The sequence below is a fragment of the Nocardia vinacea genome (assembly GCF_035920345.1).
GTDB classification, from domain to species: Bacteria; Actinomycetota; Actinomycetes; order Mycobacteriales; family Mycobacteriaceae; genus Nocardia; species Nocardia vinacea_A.
In genome coordinates this window covers 4325785-4349180 of sequence record NZ_CP109149.1, presented here as the reverse complement: position 1 = coordinate 4349180, position 23396 = coordinate 4325785, and the positions used below count along the sequence as shown (strand labels likewise).

Here is a 23396-nt window from a genome sequence, read left to right as displayed (position 1 = left end):
GCTGGTTATCTGCACTGATGGTGCGAATGCAGTTGTCAGCGGGTACTGATCAACTGCGGAGACTCCGATTCGGACGCGGGGACCCGATAGGGCGTGGGTCATTGCTGTGATAGCGAGAGCGTACTGATTCGGGGGTGGCGCCCGCGCGTGGGAACGTCGTGGCGGACCTTCACCTAGGCTGTTACAGGCCGCGTTGTGAGGCCGATCGCGTCTCCTGGAGCGAATGTCGTAACAGATTCCCGCTCTTGGGGATATGTGACAAGTTCGCCCTTGTAAACTCGAACGCTTGGCTCGCGGCGTTATGGCAGTCAGTTAGTGAAGTACGTGCGTTCCATTATGCGGTTGCGGTCTTTAGGCGCGCAATAGGTGAGAGGTGTAGTACCGGAAATGGCAAGGGATCGTCGTTCCGCACGTGGTAGTCGTCGCCGAGTCGGTCTACTCTTCGGAAATTTGCTCGCGGCCGCTGTGGAGTCCGCCGCCGATGCCGTCGCCATTCGGTTCAACCCTTCGGGCGATCCGTCCGACGACAGGCAGCTGACCTATCGCGAACTCGACGAGTCGTCGTCGCGGTTGGCGCGCGAACTGATCGAACACGGTGTGGGCGCGGGCGATGTGGTTGCGATCGGTATCACGCGCAGCATCGAATCCGTACTTGCCGTGTGGGCGATCGCGAAGACCGGCGCCGCATACGTGCCCGTGGATCCCGGATATCCGTCCGACCGGATCGCGCACATCCTCGACGATTCCGGCGCCGTCCTCGGGTTGACCACCACGGCGCACAGCTCGGCGCTGGGCACCAGTGTGGACTGGATCGAACTCGACGACCCGGCGCACGCCGGGCGCATCGCCGAACGCCCGGCCCATCCGATCTCCTACGCCGATCGGGTTCGTCGGCTGGACGAGCGGCACCCCGCCTACGTCATCTATACATCGGGATCGACCGGACGGCCCAAGGGCGTCGTGGTCTCGCACAGCGGCCTGGCCGGATTGGTCGCCGCGCAGCGCGAGCAGTACGCGGTGACCGGGGAGTCACGGGTCCTGCATGTCTGCTCGCCCAACTTCGACGTTTCGGTGCTCGAGCTTCTGCTGGCCTTTTCCGCCGGTGCGACCTTGGTGATCGCGCCGCCTTCGGTGTTCGGCGGGGCCGAACTCGCGGATCTGCTGCGGCGCGAGCGCGTCAGCCACATGCTCATCACCCCGGCCGCTCTGGAATCGGTGGATCCGGACGGGCTGGACGAGCTGCGGGTCGTCGTGGTGGCCGGTGACAAGTTCGGCACCGAGCTGGTCGGCCGCTGGGCGGGCGAGCGCGCTTTCCACAACGGCTACGGCCCCACCGAGGCGACGATTCTCGCCACCGGCACCCCGCCGCTGGTGCCGGGCGAGCCCATCACGATCGGCACGGCCATTGCCGGTGTCGGTGCGTTCGTCCTGGATGCGCGATTGCGCCCGGTGCCCGCCGGGGTGATCGGCGAACTGTACCTGTCGGGTCCCGCGCTGGCACAGGGGTATCTCGGGCGTCCGGGGCTGACCTCGGAACGGTTCGTGGCCAGCCCGTTCGGCGCCGATATCGGCAATCCGGGCGCGCGGCTGTACCGGACCGGAGATCTGGTGCGGCGCACCGAAGAGAGCGGCGTCATCGAGTACCTGGGTCGCTCCGACTTCCAGGTGAAGATTCGCGGCTTCCGCATCGAGCTCGGCGAGATCGACAACGCACTCACCGGCCACCCTGATATCGACTTCGCGGCGACCCTCGGCAAGACGCTGCCGTCGGGTGCGACCGCGCTGGTGGCCTATGTGCTGCCGAGGACCGGGGCCGTTGTGGACACCGAGGCGCTCGCCGAATTCCTCGGAGAGTCGCTGCCCGCGTACATGATTCCAGCCGCCTTCGTGGTGCTGGACGAGATTCCGCTTACCCCGGTCGGCAAGCTCGACCGTGCGGCACTGCCCGAGCCGGTCTTCGCCCCGCGCGCGTTCCGGGCCGCCGAGACGCCGGTCGAGGAAATCATCGCCGAGGTATTCGCCGGATTGCTCGGTGTCGAGCGCGTCGGCCGGGACGACTCGTTCTTCGCATTGGGTGGCGATTCGATCCTGTCGATCCAGCTGGTCTCGCGGGCGAAGGCGCGCGGTGTCGTATTCACCGCCGCGGAGGTGTTCGAACATCGCACGGTCGAGGCATTGGCCGAGATCGCCAGATCGGCCGATGCGGTGGAACAGCCGCGGCTGGCGGAACTGCCCGGCGGTGGGGTGGGCGAGCTGCCGTTGCTGCCGATCATGACGGCGATGCTGCCGAGCGACTCTTCGTACCGGCGCTTCTCGCAGACGATGGCGCTGCGGCTGCCCGACGGCATCGATCGGGAGATCCTGGTCGCGACCATCGGCGCGGTCTTCGATCACCACGACATGCTGCGCGCTCGGTTGCGTGAAGCCACCTCGGATACCGTCCGGACCTTCGAGGCCTTGGAGCGCGGCGCGGTGGACGTCGACGCGCTGGTGCATCGGGTCGAGGTGCCCGCCGATATCGACGATGCCGAGTTGTCGCGGCGGGCGAGTGTCGAGTACGATGCGGCGCTGGGTCGCCTCGATCCGGCGAACGCGGTGATGGTGCAGTGCGTCTGGTTCGCTTTCCCGCAGGGCGGTCGCCGTCGTGATGTCTTGCTGGTCGTCGCGCACCACATTGTGGTCGACGGGGTGTCCTGGCGGATTCTGATTCCGGACCTGGCGATGGCCTGGTCGCAGCTCGCGGCGGGGCAGCAGGTGGCGTTGCCCGCCAACGGAACCTCGATGCGGCGTTGGGCGCACGCTCTGCGCGATGCGGCGCAGGATCCGGCGCGGCTTGCGGAACTGCCATTCTGGCAACAGGTTTCGGGCACCGAAGACCCGTTGTTCGGTGCGCGCGCGTTCGATCCAGCGGTGGACACCTTCGGCACCGTCGATCGGGTCGAGGTGACGCTGCCCGTCGAGGTGACCGATGCGCTGCTGACCGCGATCCCGGGCCGGTATCGCGGTGGTGTCAACGACGGCCTGCTCTCGGCGCTGGCGCTGGCGGTGAGCAAGTGGCGTGGCGAAAGCGCCGGCGGCACCGCGCTGGTCAAGCTGGAAGGCCATGGCCGCGAAGAGGGGATCATCCCCGGCGCGGATCTGTCCAGGACCGTCGGCTGGTTCACCAGTGCGTACCCTGTCCGGCTCGATCTCGCCGGCGCCGATCTCGCCGAGGCGTTCGCGGGCGGAAAAGCCTTGGGCGACATCGTGAAATCGGTGAAGGAGCAGCTGCTCACGGTCCCCGACAAGGGACTCGGCTACGGCCTGCTGCGCTACCTGAACCCCGAGACCGCCGGACAACTGAGCACCGCCGCCGAGCTGGCCGGTGCCCCCCAGATCAGCTTCAACTACTTGGGCCGGATGTCGACGGGGGAGATCCCGGCGCAGCTCGGTGCATTGGGTTGGGTGCCGGTCGGGGATCTGGGGCAGCTGGATGCCGAGATGGATCCGGATATGCCCGCGAACGGCGTGATCGACATCAATGCGATCGTCACCGACGGTACGGACGGACCGCAGCTGGGTGCGTCGCTCGCCTTCCCGCGCGGATTGTTGTCGCGGGAGCGGGTGCAGGAGTTCGCCGATCTGTGGGTCGCGGCGCTGCACGCACTGGCCGAGCATGCGCGGCATCCGGATGCCGGTGGGCTGACGCCGTCGGATCTGCCGTTGGTCACGGTCGGCCAGTCGGATATCGAAGTGTGGGAACGGAATTACCCGGCGCTGTCGGATGTGTGGCCGCTCTCGCCGTTGCAGTCCGGTCTGCTGTTCCACGCGCAGCTCGCCGAGTCGAGTATCGACGTCTACACCTCCCAGGCGACGGTCGACCTGGGCGGCGACGTGGACGCCGAGCGACTGCGGGCGGCGGCCCAGGCCATCCTGGAGCGCTATCCGAATCTGCGTACGGCATTCGTCGCCGGCGCCGACGGCCGCGCCGTGCAGGTGGTCCTGGATCGGGTCGAAGTGCCTTGGCGGGCAGTGGATCTGACGCATCTGCCGGAATCGGAGCGGTTGGCGGAACTGCGGCGACAGGTGGCCGCGGAGCGGGAGACCGGCTTCGATATGTCGGCCGCGCCGCTGATGCGGTTCACCCTGTATCGCACGGATCAGTGGCATCTGGTGATCACCACCCATCACATCCTGCTCGACGGTTGGTCGATGCCGTTGCTGATGCGAGATGTGCTGGTGCTCTATGCGACTCGGGGCGATCGGTCCGCGCTGCCGCGGGTGCCCTCCTACCGCACCTTCCTGAGCTGGCTGGCCGGCCGGGATCGGGAGACGTCGCTGCGGGCGTGGGAACAGGCGCTGTCCGGTGTGGCGGAGCCGACTCTGCTCGCCCCGCAATCGCGGACGGTCGCAGGCCACGGCGGCAAGGTGGTCACCGAGATCGACACCGAGCGCACCCGCCGGATCACCGAGCTGGCCGCCGAACTCGGCGTCACCGTGAACACCGTGCTGCAGGCGGCGTTGGGCATCCTGCTCGGGCGGTTCACCGGTCGCGACGACGTGGTGTTCGGCACCACGGTGTCCGGCCGTCCGGCCGAGTTGTCCGGCGTGGAGTCGATGGTCGGTTTGTTCATCAACACGCTGCCGGTGCGCGTGCGGGTCGACGGCCGACTCGCGGTCGGTGAGTTCCTGCAGTCGCTGCAGCGCGAACAGGCGGGTCTGCTCGACCACCACTATGTGGGTCTCACCGATATCCAGCGGATCGCCGGCGCCGGAGCGCAATTCGACACCCTGCTGGTCTTCGAGTCCTACCCGATAGACCGGGAGGCGATCGCCGCCGCCGATTCCATCGACGGCATGTCGGTGACCGCCGTCGGTATGGAGGACGGCGCGCACTACCCGCTGACGCTGGTGGCGATCGCGGCGTCGACGATCGAGCTGACGTGGCGGTATGCCGGTGGCGGGTTCACCGCCGATGAGGTGGAAACCTTTGCCGCGCGACTGATCCGGGTTCTCGACGCGCTCGTCGGTGAACCCGCGGCCCTGGTCGGCGATATCGATATCATGTTGAGCGGCGCCGAGCGGGATCGAATCCTGCTGGAGTGGAACGATACCGGTCATGCGGTCGAACCCGAGCTGCTGCTGGACGGCTACCGGCGCGCGGTGTCGGCGCATCCGGATCGGGTCGCGGTGGCCTACGAGGGCGCCGAGCTCGCCCACCCGTCACCCGACCACCACCCCTCAACGAGTCGCTCCGCGACGCTGACATATCGGGAACTCGACCAGCGGGTGAATCGCCTTGCCCGGCTACTGATCTCGCAGGGTGTCGGCGCGGAATCGCTGGTCGGCCTCGCGGTCCGGCGCTCGCTGGATCTGGTCGTCGGCATGTACGCGGTCCTCACCGCGGGTGGCGCGTACGTGCCCGTGGACCCGGATCATCCGGCCGACCGAGTCGAGCACGTGCTGACCGCGGCGCGGCCGGTGTGCGTGCTCACCACGACCGCGGACGCCGTGCCGGTGCCGGATGGAATTCCGTTGCTGCACATCGACACCGCGGATCTGGACGGATTCGCCGGTACCCCGCTGGCGGCCGGGGAGTTGCTGCGGCCGGTGCGCCCGGAGAGCCTGGCGTATGTGCTGTTCACCTCCGGCTCCACCGGACGGCCCAAGGGTGTCGCGGTCTCGCACCGGGCGATCGGCAACCATCTGGCCTGGATGCAGTCCCGCTATCCGCTGCATGCCGACGATGTGTACCTGCAGAAGGCCGCCTTCACCTTCGACGCATCGATGTGGGGCTACTTCATTCCGCTGCGGCTCGGCGCCAAGCTGCTGATGGCCACGCCCGACGGCCATCGCGACGCCACGTACATCGCGGAAACCATTGCAGCGCAGCAGGTTACCGTCACCGACTTCGTGCCGTCGATGCTCGCGGTGTTCGCCGCCCACACGCCCGTCGGTACGCTTCCGACGCTGCGGCACATCATCGTCGGCGGCGAGCTGTTGCCCGCGGAGACCGTCGCCGCGGTGCGAGCGGTCTGCGACGCGTCGGTGCTCAACGTGTACGGGCCGACCGAGACCGCGGTCGCCGTCACCACCTGGCTCGCGACCGTTGACGATCAGGGCGGCCTGCCGATCGGATCGCCGGTCTGGAACAGCCGTCTGTACGTACTGGATGCCCGCCTGCGGCCGGTGCCCGGCGGGGTTACCGGTGAGCTGTACATTGCCGGTGATCAGCTGGCACGCAGCTATCTGGGGCGCGCGGATCTGACCGCCGAACGGTTCGTCGCCAACCCGTTCGGAACGGGCGAGCGGATGTATCGGACCGGCGATCTGGTGGCCTGGAGCGCGCCGAGTGTCCTGAAATACTTGGGCCGCACCGACTTCCAGGTGAAACTGCGCGGACAGCGCATCGAACTCGGCGATATCGAGGCGGCGCTGCTGGCGCAGCCGTCGGTCAACCAGGCGGCCGTCCTGGTGGTGCCCACCGAGCTCGGCGACCAGCTGGTGGCCTACGCGGTCCCGGTGCCCGGCACGCACCTCGAGGTGGAGCCGCTGCGTGCCGCGCTGGCGGGCACGCTGCCCGCGTACATGGTTCCGGCCACGATCGTGGAGCTGGCCGAGTTCCCGCTCAGTACCGCGGGCAAGCTGGACCGCAAGGCGCTGCCGCGGCCGACCCTGGCCGGCCGGGAATTCCGCGCGCCGTCCACTCCGCTCGAGGAGATCGTGGCCGGTGTATTCGCCGAAGTGCTCGGTGTGGACCGGGTGGGCGCCGACGACGACTTCTTCGTCCTGGGCGGCAACTCGCTGGTCGCCACCCAGGTCGTGGCCCGGCTGAGTGCGGCGTTGGACGCGCGGGTGCCGGTGCGCACGCTGTTCGACGCACCGGTGGTCGCCGAGCTGGCGGCACGTATCGTGCCGGATTCCGAGAACGCGGATCGGCCGCCGTTGACGCGGGCCGTGCGACCGGCGCGCATTCCGCTCTCGCTGGCGCAGCATCGAATGTGGGTGCTCAACCAGGTCGACACCGAATCCCCGTCCTACAACCTGCCGTTCGCCATCCGGCTCACGGGCACGTTGGACGTGCCCGCATTGCGCGCGGCCGTCGCGGATGTCCTGGAGCGGCACGAGGCGCTGCGCACACGGTTCCCGGTCGACGGCCCGGACGCGACGCCGCGCCAGGAGATCCTGTCCGTGGCCGAAACGCTGCCGAACGGACTCGAGGTCGAGACGACTGCCGATCCGGACCGGGTCGCGGCACTGTTGTCCGCTGGATTCGATGTCACCGAACATCCACCCGTGCGCATCCGGTTGTACTCCGACCCGGCCCGCGACGAGCATCTGCTCGTCCTCGTCACGCATCACATTTCGGCGGACGGCGTCTCGCTGGCACCGCTGGCGCGGGATCTGGCGACCGCCTATCTCGCGCGTACCGCGGGGATCGTCCCGGGTTGGGCTCCGCTGCCCGTGCAGTACGCCGATTTCGCGCTCTGGCAGCGCGCAGTCATCGGCACCGAAGACGACGAGAACTCGATTGCCGCACAGCAATTGGCTTACTGGCGGCGACAGCTGGCCGGTGTGAGCGATACCGCGCGGCTGCCGCTGGACCGTCCGCGTCCGGCGCAGGCATCGATGCGTGGTGCGGCGACCGAAATCGCCGTGCCCGCGCAGGTACACGCCGGTCTGGCCGACCTTGCGCGCCGACACAATTCGTCGCTGTTCATGGTCGTGCACGCCGCGCTGGCCGCGCTGCTCGCCCGGCTGTCGGGTGGCTCGGATATCGCGATCGGCACGCCGATCGCGGGTCGCGGTTCGGCCGAACTGGACGATCTGGTCGGCATGTTCGTCAATACGCTGACCCTGCGCACCGATGTCGATCGCGACGCCCCGTTCGCGGCATTCGTCCAGCAGGTCCGCGAAACCGACCTGTCCGCCTTCGCCAATGCGGAGATTCCGTTCGAGCGGGTGGTCGAGGAGGTGCTGCCCGCCCGGGCCGTCTCGGCTAATCCGTTGTTCCAGGTGATGCTGTCGTTCCAGAACATCGAGCAGCCGACACTGGAGCTGCCCGGTTTGACGGTTTCGGCCGTCGATACCGGTGAGATCGTCGCGAAATTCGATTTGCAGGTGATCGTCGAGGCGCGCCAGAACGACGATGGCACGCCGGACGAGCTGGTCATCGGCTTCGCCTATGCGACAGACCTTTTCGAGGAAGCCACCATCCAGGGCCTCGGCCGCCGATTCGAGCGGATCCTCGCCGCGGTAGCCGCCGACGCGCAGGTGATCGTCGGTGCCATCGACATCCTCGACGAGGCCGAACGGGACCGGGCGCTCGCCGCGCCCGTCCGGACCGCCGAACCGGTCCCGGCCGAAGAGGTCACGCTGCTGCCGCAGCTGTTGGCCGATGCCGTGGACACCAATCCGGACGGTGTCGCGGTGATCTTCGCCGATGCCACCGAGCAGCTGGCCGAATGGGAGTACGTCGACCTCGACGAGCGCTCGAGCAGGCTGGCTCGACTGCTGATCGACCGTGGCATCGGCCCGGAGGATCTGGTCGCGATCGGCATTCCGCGCTCGGCGGAGTCCGTGCTCGCGGTGTGGGCGATCGCCAAGACCGGCGCCGGATTCGTCCCGGTGGATCCCAACTATCCCATCGAGCGGGTCCGGCACATGATCGCCGATTCGCATGCGGTACTCGGGCTTACGGTCACCGAGATCGGCGCCGACCTGCCCGACGAGGTGCAGTGGCTGACCATCGATGCCGACGATATCGATCGGCAGCTCGACGACTACAGCGCCGATCCGGTGACGGATGCGGATCGGTTGCGTCCGTTGCGCGCGACGCATCCGGCCTATGTCATCTACACCTCCGGATCGACCGGTAAGCCCAAGGGCGTGGTCGTCACGCAGGCCGGTTTGTCGAGTTTCTGTGAGGAACAGCGCGAGCGCTACCGGGTGACCAGCAGTTCACGCACCCTGCATTTCGCATCGCCGTCGTTCGACGCGTCGGTGCTGGAACTGCTGCTGGCCATCGGTGGCGCCGCGACGATGGTGGTGGCCGCACCGTCGGTCTACGGCGGCGAGGAACTGGCCGCGCTGCTGCGCCGGGAGCGGGTGACGCATGCGTTCATCACGCCCGCGGCGCTGGCTTCCGTCGATCCAGCGGGCCTGGACAAGCTCCGTGTCGTCATCGCCGGTGGCGAGGCCTGCCCGCCGGAGCTGGTGCGGCGCTGGACGATTCCGATCGCCGGACGGCGCACCCGCGAGTTCTACAACGGGTACGGGCCGACCGAGACCACGATCATGACCAATATCAGCGCGCCGCTGGTGCCGGGGGAGACCGTCACCATCGGCGGGCCGATCCGCGCCATCACCGAGTACGTACTGGACGATCGGCTGTCGCCGGTGCCGGACCGCGCCGTCGGCGAGCTCTATATCACCGGCGCGCAGGTGGCCCGCGGCTACCATGAGCGTCCCGCGCTGACCGCCGCCCGGTTCGTGGCGAATCCGTTCGATCGCGACGGCGCCAGGCTGTACCGGACCGGCGATCTGGTCCGCCGAACGGTCGACGGTGCGTTGGAATACCTGGGCCGCAACGACTTCCAGGTCAAGGTACGCGGCTTCCGCATCGAACTCGGCGAGATCGACGCCGTCCTCGCGGCGCATGAAACCGTCGACTTCGCCGTCACCATCGGACACGAAATCGCCAGCGGTGCAACCATTCTCGTCTCCTATGTGCATGCCGCCGCCGGTGCGGTGGCCGATGCCGACGAGCTCACCGCATTCGCGGCGAACAGCCTGCCCGCGCATATGGTGCCGACCACCGTCATGGTGCTCGACGAGATTCCGCTGACCCCGGTCGGCAAACTCGACCGTGCTGCCCTGCCCGCGCCGGTGCTGCACACCAGGGCATACCGTGCCCCGTCCGGGCGTTGGGAAGAGCTGGTTGCGAGCGTATTCACCGAATTGCTCGCGCCCGCGACACCGGTCGGCGCCGACGACGACTTCTTCGAATTGGGCGGCAACTCGCTGATCGCCACCCGGCTGGCGGCGCGGCTGGGCGCCGCATCCGATACCAGGGTTCCGGTACGTCTGCTGTTCGAGGCATCGTCGGTGTCCGCGCTCGCGGTCAGGCTGAGTGAGAACGAGGCCGGAAGCGACCGTCCGGAGCTGATCGCCGGTCCGCGGCCGGAGCGGATCCCGCTGTCGGCGGCGCAGCAGGGCATGTGGTTCCTCAACCGCCTGGATACGAACTCTTTGGCCTACAACGTGCCGATGGCTGTGCGCTTGACCGGTGCCGTCGATACGCAGGCGCTGCGGGCGGCGATCGGGGATCTGGTCACCCGCCACGAGATCCTGCGCACGGTCTACCCACCCATCGATGCGGGGCCGGTGCAGGTGATCCTGCCTGCGGCGCAGGCGATTCCGCCGATGCTGGTCCAGGCCATCGACCCGGCCGAAATCGTGGATGCGGTGGCCACCATGGTGCGGACCGCCTTCGATCTCACCGTCGAGGTGCCGGTCCGGGTCAGCCTGTTCGACCTCGGCGACGGTGCGAACGGGCGCGAATACGTGCTGGCGATGGTCGTGCACCACATCGCGGGGGACGGTTCGTCGATCGGCCCGCTGGCCCGCGATCTGATGACAGCGTATGTGGCGCGCAGCGCAGGACAGGCGCCGAATTGGGCCCCGCTGCCGGTGCAGTACGCCGACTACAGCATCTGGCAGCGCGAACTGCTGGGTGCCGAGGACGATCCGGAATCGTTGGCGGCCAAGCAGATCGGGTATTGGCAGCAGGAATTGGCCGGATTGCCGGAGCAGCTCGACCTGCCCTCGGATCGGCCCCGGCCGCTGGTGCGGTCCTTCGCGGGCGGCCAGGTGTCGGTGCGGATAGACGCCGAAACCCACAGCGCGCTGGCCGAATTGGCGCGGGCCCAAGGTGCGACGGTGTTCATGGTGGTGCACACCGCACTCGCCGTGCTGCTGGCGCGGTTGTCCGGGACCAACGATATCTCTATCGGTACGCCGACCGCCGGACGCGGCGACGCCGCGCTCGACGACCTCATCGGCATGTTCATCAATACCCTGGTATTCCGAACCCGATACGACGGCGGCGCGCGTTTCACCGAACTGCTCGCGCGGCAGCGGGAGACCGATCTGCAGGCCTTCGCGAACTCGGATGTGCCGTTCGAGCGGCTGGTCAATGTGCTGAACCCGGTGCGCTCGCCCTCGCGGCATCCGCTGTACCAGGTGGGGCTGTCGTTCCAGAACCTGGACCGCGTCGCACTGGAACTGCCCGGACTGACCGTCGCGAGCCTGGATATCGGCGTCGAGGTATCGCAGTTCGATCTGCACTGGTATATCGGCGATGCCTACGACGAGGCGGGCACGCCGCTGGGTATCGGCGGTATGGTCACCTACGCCGCCGATATGTTCGATCCCGCCACCGTGCAGGGTTTCGTGGACCGGTTCGCGCGCCTGCTCACCGCTATCGCCGCCGATCCCGATGTGGTGCTGGGCGAGATCGAGCTGACCGATGCGACCGAACGCGCCGCGCTGCTGTCGGATGCGGCCGATACCGCGCACCCGGTTTCGGCGGATTTCCTGCTGACCGGCTACCGCCGTGCCGTGGCGACGACACCGGATGCGGTGGCCGTCGTGCACGACGAGACCGCCTGGACCTATCGGGAATTCGACGAGCGCGTCAACCGCCTCGCCAGGCACCTGATCGCGCAGGGCGTAGGTCCCGAATCCGTTGTGGCGCTGGGGATACCGCGTTCGCCGCAGCTGGTCGCCGCGATGTATGCGGTGTTGACCGCGGGCGGCGCGTATCTTCCGCTGGACCTCGACCATCCGGCCGACCGGATCGGGTACATGGTGGCGACGGCCGAGCCGGTCTGCGTGCTGACGACCGACGGCAATTCGGTACCCGTCACGGGAGTTCCCGTCATCGATATCGACTCCCTCGAGCTGGCGGAATACACCGGCGCGCCGGTCGAGTTCGGCGAGCTGCGTGCGCCGCTGCACGCCGATCATCCGGCGTATGTGCTGTTCACCTCCGGCTCGACCGGTCGGCCCAAGGGCGTCATGGTCTCGCACGGCGCGATCACCAACCAGATCGAGTGGATGGTGGCGGAGTACGGGTTCGGTGCCGAGGATGTCTATCTGCAAAAGACGGCGACGACCTTCGATGTATCGCTGTGGGGTTATTTCGCCCCGCTGTGGGTCGGCGCGCAGCTGGTGCTCGCGGCACCGCACGGACAGCGCGATCCCGGCTATATCGCCGAGCTGATCGCGACCCACCAGGTCACGGTCACCGATTTCGTTCCGTCGGTACTGCAGGTCTTCCTGGCCGCCGCCCGGGTGGCGCAATTGGCGTCGCTGCGTGCGGTTTTCGTTATCGGTGAGGCCTTGCCGCCCAACACCGTCGGCGATTTCGCCGCGCTGTCGGATGCCGGACTGCACAACCTGTACGGTCCGACCGAGGCGGCGGTATCGGTGACGTATCGGCCCGCCTCCATCGACGACCGGTTGACGGTGCCGATCGGTGTGGCGCTGTGGAATACCCGCACCTATGTGCTGGATTCCCGGCTGCATCTCGTACCCGCCGGTGTCGTTGGCGAACTGTATTTGGCAGGAAGCCAATTGGCGCGCGGCTACCTCAGTCGTGCCGACCTGACCTCGGATCGGTTCGTCGCCGACCCGCACGGTCCGGCGGGTGCCCGGATGTACCGGACCGGTGATCTGGTGCGTCGCCGCGCCGACGGGGTACTGGAATATCTGGGGCGCACGGACTTCCAGGCGAAGATCCGTGGTCACCGAGTCGAGCTGGGCGAGATCGAGGCCGCGCTGCTCGCGGATCCGTCCGTCGCCCAGGCCGTTGTCGTGGTGGCGAAATCGGAGACCGGCGATCAGTTGGTCGCCTACGTGGTGCCCGTAACCGAGCTCGAGGCCGATACCCTGCGCGAGTCGCTGTCACACGTGCTTCCGGGCTATATGGTGCCCTCGGCCATCATGGTCCTCGAATCCTTCCCGGTGAACAGCAGCGGCAAACTCGATCGGGCCGCGCTGCCGCGGCCGGCCCTGCGCGCCCGCGAGTTCGTCGCACCGGCGACCGATACCGAGTGCGCCGTCGCCGAGGTATTCGCCGAGGTGCTCGGGATCGCCCGGGCCGGAGCCGAGGACGATTTCTTCGATCTCGGTGGCACCTCGCTGCTCGCCTTCACGCTGCAGCGCGCGTTGGCCACCCGGCTCGGTATCGATGTGCCGATGGCGGCGCTGTTCATCGCGCCCACCGTGCGCGGCCTGGCCACCCGTCTCGACAATCCGGACGAGCCCGCGGCAGTGGTCCCCGGCACCGACACCGCGACGATCACCACCGACGCTGTGCTCGAACCGGAGATCGATGGTGCGGGTCGCGCACCGGCTCGTGCCGAGGCCCCGCGTGGCGTACTACTTACCGGCGCAACCGGATTCGTCGGTGTGCATCTGCTGCGGGAACTGCTCTCCAGCACCGGGGCAACGGTCTGGTGCCTGGTGCGCGGCGACGATAGCGAGCGGGCCTACAAACGGATTCGCGACGCCATGCAGCTGTACCGGATCTGGGACGATGCCTATCAGGGTCGAATCGTCGCTGTCGCAGGTGATCTGGCCGCACCCGGACTCGGGCTCGACCAGTCCGACTGGGCCCGGCTCGCTGAGCAGATCGACGCTATCTACCACAACGGAGCTCGCGTCAATCACATCGAGCCGTACGCGCGGTTGCGCGCCGCCAATGTGTCGGGCACTCGTGAGGTACTGCGGCTGGCGACCACCGGTCGGATCAAACCGGTGCACTTCGTCTCCACGGTCAATGCCGTGATTCCGAATGCGCCCGCACCGGATTTCATCGCCCGTGAAGACGTGCAACTGCACGTCGACGAGGTATCCGGAAACGGTTATGTGGCAAGTAAATGGGTCGCCGAACAACTGATCCGCCAGGCCGGTGCACGCGGTGTGCCGGTGAGCATCTACCGTCCGGGAACCGTGTCCGGCGATCCGCGGCTCGGAGTGAACAGCGTCGACGACTCGTTCTGGAACATGATCCGGGCGGCCGCCATTCTCGGACTCGCCCCGGATATCGGCGACGCCACCATGTCGCTGGTGCCGGTGAACTATGTGGTGGGCGCCATCGTCGCGCTGGCGGATCAGCCGCCGGTCGGCGCGGCCTATCACCTGGTGAACACTCGTCCGGTGGCGATCGGCGATATCTTCGAAGCCCTGCGCAGGCACGGGATTCCGATCGAGATCGCATCGATCGAGGAGATCGCGACCAAACTGGCCGAGGAAGCGGCGGCGCGCGATGCGACCGGCGACGATTCGCTGGTGCGCGCCGCCTTGGTCAGCGGCAACTACGGCGGAGCCGCGGCTGCCGTCGATGACACCGACACACGAATCGAGTTGGCGCAGTACGGTATCCACTGCCCGCCCATCGATGCCGCGGCCTTGGACGCCTATGTCAGGTCCTTCATCGATGCGGGTTTCTTCCCCGCCCCGAGCGACGTTCAGCTGTAGAGAGGAAAGCATGACCGCCGAAGCCCAGTCCCGTCCCGCCGCCTCCTCGGGCACCTTCACCCTCGGTGGTGACCTACCGGTCACTCGCCTGGGCTATGGCGCAATGCAGCTGACCGGTGACGGTGTGTGGGGCGACCCGAAGGATCCGGATGAGGCCGTGCGCGTACTGCGTCGTGCCGTCGAACTCGGCATCACGCTCATCGATACCGCGGATTCCTACGGTCCGTTCGTCAGCGAAACTCTCATCCGCCAGGCCCTGCACCCGTATCCGGACGACCTGGTTATCGCGACCAAAGCCGGGCTGGCCCGGCCTCGTCCCGGTGAGTGGGTGCCGATCGGCCGTCCCGAATATCTGCGCCAGCAGCTGGAATTGAGCCTGCGTCATCTCGGCGTCGACCGCATCGATCTCTTCCAACTGCACCGGATCGACCCGCAGGTGCCGCTTGCCGACCAGCTCGGCGAGCTGGCGTCGCTGCAGCAAGAGGGCAAGATCCGCCATATCGGCCTTTCCGAGGTGACCGTCGCTCAGCTCGACAAGGCCCGCAAGATCGCCGATATCGTCTCGGTACAGAACCACTACAACCTCACCAACCGCAGCGCGGAGGACGTACTCGAATACGCCGAGGCGAACAACATCGCCTTCATCCCCTGGTTCCCCATGGCCACCGGCGATCTCGCGCGTCCGGGTGGTCCGCTGGACACCCTCGTGCACGCGGAAGCCAGCCCGTCCCAACTCGCGCTGGCCTGGCTGCTGCGCCGCTCGCCGGTCATCCTGCCCATTCCCGGCACCTCCAGCGTGGCGCATCTCGAGGAGAACACCGCCGCCGCCACCATCACACTCACCGACGACGAATTCGTCGCCCTTTCCGCGGTCAGCACCCCGGCTGCGGGGGGCGCACGCGGTTGGCGTTCCCTGCTGCCGAAAGTGTCGCGTAGCTGAGGAAGCGCCGGGTCCCTGCGATGTGGCTGGGGACCCTGGAGTTGGATCGGTACCCGATTTCGATTCCGGCGGACGTGATGGCCCCTGACGGATGGCATAGTGCAGCAATCGGATCGACGAGAGCAGCATGATGTATGAAGCGCAGCTGGTGGCCAATGACGCCGCCTATTACTACTTGGCCCGCTCGGGCCGGGGCACCGACTGGCCGATGTGGTGGGTATTCGACAACGGCGACACACCGCTGACTGCTGCCGATATCGCCGACCACTTCGGGGCGCGAGCCGAACTGCTCGAACCGCTGCGCCGTCGGATCCAGGAGGTGCCAGGCGGGCTCGGGCATCCGTTGTGGGTGGTCGATGACAGTCCGATCGACGCACACATCGTCACTCATGCTGCGGCACAACTGGATTGGGCGCAGTGTCAGGACGAGATGGGGCGCGTTCTCGAGCAACCACTGGATGCTCGGGTCAGTGCCTGGCAACTCCACGTATTTCCCAACGTGACCGGTACCGCGACGCCGAGTGGCGTGGGCACCGTTGTGCTGATGCAGGTCAGTCATGCGCTGATGGCGGGTCCGGCCATGACATCGCTGTCGGACGCGTTGTTCGCCGCGGTGCCGTTGCGGATCGAGGGGCAGGGTCCGGCCACGCGGCGTCCACGCCCGGTGCTCGCCGCCGTGCTCGGTGCGCTGCGTTGGCCGTTGCAGGCCTTGCGTTTCAACGTCCGCGTCCGGGGTGAGATGCGCCGGATCGCCCGCGAAAACGACGACAGCGGGCCGAACGTTCCACCGGTTACCTCCACCCGGCTCAACGGCCGGATCGGGTCCGGACGCGCCATGCGGACGATTCCCTTGGAGTTGCGCGACGTCCGTGCGCCGGGGATCACCGTGACGGCTGTCGGGCTGACGGCGATATCGCACGCCATGCAGCGCTATCTCGAAAAACGGGACGGCACGTGCCCCGCCGATCTCGCGGTGTTGGTGACCGTCGCGGTGCCCGATGCGCCGGTCATGGGCGTCAATAATGTCGGCGCCGATGCGGTAGCGCTGGCCGCGGCGGAGCCCGACCTCGCCGCTCGTGCGCGGGCGGTCGACGCCACGCTGCGGGCGCGCCGTCACTCGCCGTCGGGCCGCCGGGAACTCAATCGTCTCGCACTCATCGACCTGCTGCCGAGCCGCACCTATCGGGCGCGATTCGGGACGCTCGCGCCCGCCGACCCGGACGCCCCAGCGCACGCACATACGATCCTGACCAGTATCAGGTGCGAGCCGACCGCCGAATGGTCGTTGTCGGGCAAGGCGTTTCGCTTCGCGGGCATGCTGCCGCCGGTGTATCCGGAAATCGGTTTGGCGCATTCGTTCGTCGGCGCCGGCGACAGCTTCACCGTATCCGTGGCATGTGATCCCGATATCGTCCCGGATCTCGACGACTACTGCGACATCCTGCGGGAGTCGTGCCATGAAGTCGCCGCCGCCCTCGGAGAGTCGCAGTAACGGCTGGCTGTCCGTGCCGCCTCGCTCGAGATGTTCCCGCGCACCGATTCAGCCGCCGCGAATGTTTTGCCCGTGGTCCGTACGCGACACGACAGAAGATCTGGCGTTATCGCGGCACCCTGTCGCCTCGGGAGACGCCTACCAGGCGACCGGGAGGGCTTTTGGGTCCGCGCACCAGCAGACCGGTCTTCCACGGCACCTCGTCGACCGGTAGGGCGAGGTGGAAGGTAGGGAATCGAGCCGCAAGGAGATCGGATGTCTCGGAGGGGGAGAGGACTGCTCGGTGTTGAGGGCGTTCGAATGGATGTGTCGGTGGTGTGTGTCATTGTTGGTTCGTGACCAACGACGCGACCGTGCTGCAGGCGTACCGGTTCGCGTTGGATCCGACCGAGGCCCAGGAGCAGATGCTGCGCTCGCACTGTGGAGCTCAACGCAAGGCGTTCAACTGGGGCCTCGCGCTGGTGAAGGCCAATCTGGATCAGCGGGCCGCGGAACGCTCCTATGGCATCGCCGACGTCGAGTTGACCCCACCGGTGAACTGGTCGGCCTATGGGCTGCGTAAGACGTGGAACGGCGCGAAGGACGATGTCGCGCCGTGGTGGCGGGAGAATTCGAAGGAGGCGTATTCCTCTGGTTTGGCGAATCTGGCCGCCGCACTGAGTAATTGGTCGAGCTCGCGCGCCGGGAACCGCACTGGGGCACGAATGTGTTTCCCGCGGTTCAAGACTCGTAGGACGCGATTGTCGTGCCGGTTCACCACAGGCGCGTTCGGCCTGACCAATACCGACCGTCGGCATGTGCAGCTGCCGCGTATCGGCGTGGTGCGCACCCATGAGTCCACCCGCAAACTGGCTCGCCACATCGAGCGTGGCACCGCCAGGATCCGGTCAGCGACCATATCGTTCAGCCGTGGCCGCTGGTTCGTATCGTTTTCCGTCGAAGTCGAGCGCACCCACCGTGCCCAAACCCGGTCGGACGCGGTGGTCGGTGTCGACCTCGGTATCACGCACCTGGCGGTGCTCTCCCAACCGGTCCCGGGGATTTCCGACGAGTGCGGCATGGTCGCCAACCCGCGCCGTCTCGAGCGCGCCCAACAGAAACTGCGGCGGCTGCAACGCCGCGCCGCCCGACGGCGCGGCCCGGACAAACGCGCTGGCACCACACCGTCGAATCGATGGCAACGCGCCAACGCCCACGTCGCGAAGCTGCACGCGAAGGTCGCCAACGCGCGCAGTGACGGCCTGCATCAGCTCACCACCGCGCTGACCGCCCGGTTCGGCACCGTCGTGGTCGAGGATCTCAACGTGGCCGGGATGCTGGGCAACCATCGGCTGGCGCGCCGGATCGCCGATGCCGGATGGGGTGAGTTCCGTCGCCAACTCGGCTACAAGTTGGGGTGGTGCGGCGGCATGCTGACCGTCGCGGACCGCTGGTATCCGTCGTCGAAAACCTGCTCCAACCCGGTTTGCGGCGTGGTGAAAGCCAAACTGCGCCTGCGTGATCGAGTGTTTTGCTGTGATTCGTGCTGCTATCGCGCGGATCGTGATCTTAACGCCGCCCGGAACCTGGCCGCACTCGCGAACCGGGCCACAGGCGATGACACGTCCTCCCCGAGTTGCGGGGCGACGAGAAACGAGCCCGCTGGAAACCCATGTAAGACCAACCTCGTTGGCAGCGGGTACCGCCACGGGAAGCCCCACGAGGGCAACGCCGCGTAGCGATACGCGACTGCCGACAACGTGCAAACCTGCACATGCATCGGCAACGGAAGCTTCGCACCTCGTGGCGTGGCGGCGGCCTGATTCACCCCGGCACGTGCGGCTATCTCGCGTACCGTGGCGCGCTCGTAGCCGCGTTCGGCGAACAGTTGTTGTGCCGCCGCCAAAATGGCGAGTCGCGTTGCGGTCGCATCCCTTTTGCGGCCGACCGGCTCGTAATGACCAGACATGAACCCTCCGGTTGATCCCAGACAGTGCAGCGTAAGTCGCGTTCCCAAAAATGGGAACGGGGATTGTGCGGGCGGCCGTGTTGTGGCGGTACTGTTCTGCCCTGGCACCGCTAAGAATTGGACCTCGATGTGGTGCTGGAGGCGTCACGATGCGGAAGGCGTTGGTCGCGCGGCCCTTCGGGTTCCATTGCTCACCTCTTGTTCCCCCTTGCCGGGAGGTGCCGGGGAAAGCTGCCGCGACCTGCGATGGGTGCCGTTCGTGACCCCACTCCCGATTGCGGAATCTCGAATTCCGCAACGGGAGTGGGACACCACCCGCGCCATCGGAAGGACAATTGATGGATGCCTGCGATCGGCCGTTTCTTGTTTCCACCGATGCCGATCCGCTCTTATCATTCGGTCAGCTGGAGGCGTGGGCCGAGACCGTCGCACGGAGTTTGAAGAAGAATGGCGTCGGTGCGGGTGACGTAGTGGTCGCCGAACTACCGAATTCGCCTGCCTTCGCCGTCGTAATGTCGGCCGCCTGGAATATCGGTGCGGTATTCGCGCCGGTGGATCCGCGGCTGAGTGCGCGGGAGAAACAGCAGATTCTTACACTGGCTCGGCCCCGAGTGGTGGTCGCGCCGACCCTCGCTTCGATCGAGTCGCCGACGCTATTGTGGCGCAAACCGTTCGAGCCCCCGGCGCAGCTGGAGTGGATCCCGGCCCCGCCCGCGCGCCGCGGCGGCTGGATGCCGACGGTGCCCGCACCCACGGTGCACGAGGACGACCGGCTGATCCTGTTCACCTCCGGTTCCACCGGAGCGCCGAAGGCAGTGGCACTGTCCGAGGCCAATATCGCGGCCGGAATCGCCGCCGTCGCAGACCATTTCGCACTCACACCGGACGACCGCACCATCGCGTTGCTGCCGTGGGCGCAGAGCCACGGCCTGTTCGCGAATCTGATGGCGACACTGCGCAGCCGATGCACCATGGTGCTGCCCGCCGCAGGCGAGGCGCGACAAACGCACCGACTGCTGGACGCGGCGGCGCCGACCTGGCTCACGGTGATGCCGATGCAGCTGGCCGGTATCACCGCCGGACTGGTGGCATCGCGAAAGCGGGCGCGCGGCATGCGTTTTCTGCGCACCGCCTCGGCCCCGCTGTCCCGCCTCGCGGCCGAGCGCGCAGAACGGCTGCTCGACTGCCCGGTCGTGGAGGCACTGGAACTCGCCGAAACCAGCCACCAGGCGGCGGCCGATCCGCCGTCGTGGGAACGGGTGCCCGGTACGGTCGGTACACCGACCGGTGTCGAATTCCGTTTGGCCGGTGACGAAATCGCGGGCGGGCGCGAACTGGAAGTCCGCGGCACGGCACTGTTCAGCAGATATGTCGGCAACCCTGCGGCCACCGCTGCCGCCTTCACTCCAGACGGCTGGCTGCGGACGCGTGACGTGGCGCGCCGGGAAGACGACGGGCGCCTGCGAATCCTGGGGCGGCTCAGTGAAATCGCGCACCGCGGCAACCACGCGGTGGCGCCGGTCGATGTAGAGGCCGCGCTGGACGAACATCCCGATGTCGTCTCGTCGCTCGCGACGCGGGTGCCGCATCCACATCTCGGTGATGACGTCGCGGCCGTCGTCCATTTGCGGGCGGGTTCACAGACCACCAAACGCGACATCATGCGCCACTGCCACGCGCATTTGGCCGAGCACCAGATTCCGGGGCAGCTGCGCATCGTGCAGCGACTGCCCCAGTTGCCGAACGGAAAGCCCAGTCGTCGCATGGCGGCGCAGTTGTTCGAGGCCGGCTGAGAGTAGCGAGCGACCTGAAGCCGTGCTCGATCGGAATCCTCCTGTCGAGCGTGGCTTTTCCGCTAACCCAGCTCATTCTTTGTGAACGCCCGGCCGTGACCACGGCTGGTAGGTCTGGACCCGGGCGCACCAGCCCATCTTGATCAAGACCGGCGGAGCACTGGTTCGCGCCCTGACGACCGGGTTGCGGCATGGACTTTCTGGACGGTGTAGCGGTGTGGCCTCGAGGACGGTCAGCGGAATCGGCTAACTTGGCAGAGAACCGCGTGTGCAGGGCAAGCGGTGCGAGGTTTCGGAGGAGGTTCGGTGGATACGAACGCGGAGACGACGACCGGTTCCGCGAGCTTCGACGAGCTGGCAGTCGAGATACGCCGCCGGATGGGTTCGCTGTCCACCGCGCACAAGAAGCTGGCTCAGCGAGTGCTGTCGGATCCCGAAGCGGTGGCGTTCATGACTGTCTCCGAGCTCGCCGCCGCGGTCAATGTCAATGAGGCCACGGTCGTGCGCTTTGCCAATGGTCTGGGTCTGAAGGGGTATCCGGGGCTGACGCGATTGTGTCGCGAACGGTTGCAGGAGCAAGCGCAGCTGTTACGTCGCTTCGACAATCTCGAGCACCTCATGGCCGAAGGTGTCGGGGTACGCGAACAGACCGTGGCGCTGGATCAAGCGAATATCGCCCGCACCTTCGCGCGCATCGACGACGCGATGTGGGATTCGGCAGTAGATCGGCTGGCCCACGCCCCCCGGGTGCATGTGATGGGTCTGCGCAAATGCCATGCCCCGGCGTATCTGCTGACGTACCTGCTGCGGATGCTGCGCGAGGATGTGTCGGCGATCGATGCCACTGCGGGAACGCTGACCGATGAACTGCGTCGGGTGCGGGCCGGTGATTGTTTCGTGGCGATGTCGATTCATCGATACAGCCTCGACACCGTGCGTGCCGCGCAGTGGGCTCGGCAGCGCGGTACCCACGTCATCGCATTGACCGATACCGCTGTATCGCCGCTGGCGGCGTCCGCGCACGACACGTTTTACGTCGATGCGTCCAGCGCCAGCATCCTGCGATCGATGACCGCTTTTACCTCCCTCGCCCAGGCAATGACGGGTGCCGTCGCACAAACCCTGGGGCACGAAGTGCGCACGACACTGCTCGAGGAGGAAAAGCTGCTGGAAGAGTTCGGCGTCTACGCCCCCGATTAACACGGGGCGGTCGGCTACTCCGTCGTAGCCAGCTGTGCCGCACCGGCGCGGCGCTGATGAATCAGGCCGGCAGTGACCGCGGTCGCGGTGACCAGGAGGGTCAGCGCGAGCGGCGTACGGGTACCGGAGCTCATGGCCATTCCACCGACGATGGCCAGCAGAACGACTCCGACCGCGTAGGACAGGTACGGGGCGCCCCACATCTTCACAGGCAGTGCGGTGATCTGCGCCGCGGTCTTACGGCGGCGTCCGACAATCTGGGTGGCGCAGATGCACAGGTAGACAACGACTGCGACCGCACCCGAGGAGCTGAGCAGGAAGGTGAAAACCGCTCCGGTGGGCAGGAAGTAGTTCGCCACGACCGCCAGGAATCCGGCGCTGGAGGCGGCGAGAACACCGGCGACAGGCACCCCGGAGCGGGCGGTCCTGCCCAGCACGCGAGGGCCTTCACCGCGGCGGGAGAGCGAGAACAGCATCCGCGATGACGAGTAGAGACCCGAGTTCAGGCACGACAACACCGCCGTGAGTACGACCAGATTCATGATGGTCTGCGCACCGGGAATGCCGAGCAGGTTCAGCACCGCGGTGTACGGGCTCTGCGTGACTTCTGTTGCGTTCCAGGGCAATAGCGTGACGACAACAAGTATCGAGCCGACGTAGAAGATCAGGATGCGTCCGGCGACGCTGCGCATGCTCGCGCGCACCGCGCTGACCGGATCTTGCGCCTCGCCCGCGGCGATCGTTACCAGCTCGGTGCCGAAGTAGGAAAAGAACACCGTCAACGACGCTACGAGCAAGGGTGTCGAGCCATTCGGAAACAGGCCACCGTGCCCGAGCAGGTTGGCCGTTCCCGGTGCCTGGTAGTGCGGAAGCAGGCCACAGATGGCCGCGATGCCGATTCCGATGAAGGCGACGATCGCGACGACCTTGATCATGGCGAACCAGAACTCGAAACGCGCGAAAGACGTTACCGCCGTGAGGTTTACGCCGGTCAAGGCGCTCATGAAGATCAGGGAATACAGCCAGGTCGGCACCGATGGTAGGAGCTGATCGGCGACCGCCGCGCCGGCAATTGCCTCGAAAGCGACTGTGACACACCAGTGATAGGCGTAGACCCAGCCCACCGACAGTCCGGCCCAGGTACCGAGTTCACGGGAGGCGTAGCTCGAGAACGATCCCGTTTCGGGGCTGGCCGTCGCCAGCTCCGCAAGCATGCGCATTACCAGGATGATCACCAGGCCGGTGAGTAGGTAAACGATGACGATACTCGGGCCTGCCGCGGAGATCGCTTTGCCGCTGCCGACGAACAAACCGGCGCCGATCACGCCCCCGATGCCGATCATCGTCAGCTGCCGAGTGTTGATGCTGTGCTTCAGATTTCCCGAGGTAGGCACGATGCCTTCTTCCATAAGCCGTGGGACCGTTGCCCGATCGCAAGTAGTGACATGAAACACGCTCAACCAGCCTGACGCAATAGAAATTGCAGAAGATGTACAT

General features: G+C 66.9%; 7 protein-coding genes and 1 pseudogene. 6 read left to right on the top strand and 2 right to left on the bottom strand.

Annotation, left to right across the window (positions count from 1 at the left end; all coding sequences use genetic code 11):
- The first annotated feature begins 450 nt into the window (after window positions 1-450).
- The 4 genes from OIE68_RS20100 to tnpB all read left to right on the top strand — a co-directional run bounded on the left by OIE68_RS20100 (window position 451) and on the right by tnpB (window position 18676).
- Window positions 451-14526, top strand: a complete 14076-nt coding sequence (locus OIE68_RS20100) for a non-ribosomal peptide synthetase (RefSeq protein WP_327100906.1) — start codon at window positions 451-453, stop codon at window positions 14524-14526.
- 10 nt (window positions 14527-14536) lie between these two features.
- A complete protein-coding gene (locus tag OIE68_RS20095) occupies window positions 14537-15466 on the top strand; it encodes an aldo/keto reductase (RefSeq protein WP_327100905.1) in 930 nt (309 codons plus the stop codon).
- A 127-nt stretch (window positions 15467-15593) separates the two neighbouring features.
- Entirely contained in the window at window positions 15594-16958 is a 1365-nt protein-coding gene (locus tag OIE68_RS20090; protein ID WP_327100904.1) for a wax ester/triacylglycerol synthase domain-containing protein, read from the top strand.
- Window positions 16959-17293: 335 nt separating this feature from the next.
- The gene (tnpB, locus tag OIE68_RS20085; RefSeq protein WP_327100903.1) at window positions 17294-18676 is read left to right on the top strand and encodes an IS607 family element RNA-guided endonuclease TnpB; all 1383 of its coding nucleotides are present in this window, start codon (window positions 17294-17296) and stop codon (window positions 18674-18676) included.
- Between the two features lie 86 nt (window positions 18677-18762).
- On the opposite strand, the pseudogene OIE68_RS20080 reads toward tnpB, so the two are convergent.
- Window positions 18763-18906, bottom strand: a pseudogene (locus tag OIE68_RS20080) (TetR family transcriptional regulator); the annotation flags it as partial.
- Between the two features lie 338 nt (window positions 18907-19244).
- On the opposite strand from OIE68_RS20080, the gene OIE68_RS20075 reads away from it, so the two are divergent.
- Entirely contained in the window at window positions 19245-20699 is a 1455-nt protein-coding gene (locus OIE68_RS20075; protein WP_327100902.1) for a class I adenylate-forming enzyme family protein, read from the top strand.
- 306 nt (window positions 20700-21005) lie between these two features.
- Window positions 21006-21899, top strand: a complete 894-nt coding sequence (locus tag OIE68_RS20070; RefSeq protein WP_327100901.1) for a MurR/RpiR family transcriptional regulator — start codon at window positions 21006-21008, stop codon at window positions 21897-21899.
- Window positions 21900-21913: 14 nt separating this feature from the next.
- On the opposite strand, the gene OIE68_RS20065 is transcribed toward OIE68_RS20070, so the two are convergent.
- Window positions 21914-23293, bottom strand: coding sequence for an amino acid permease (locus OIE68_RS20065; protein ID WP_327100900.1), 1380 nt, complete (start codon window positions 23291-23293; stop codon window positions 21914-21916).
- Between the last annotated feature and the right edge of the window lie 103 nt (window positions 23294-23396).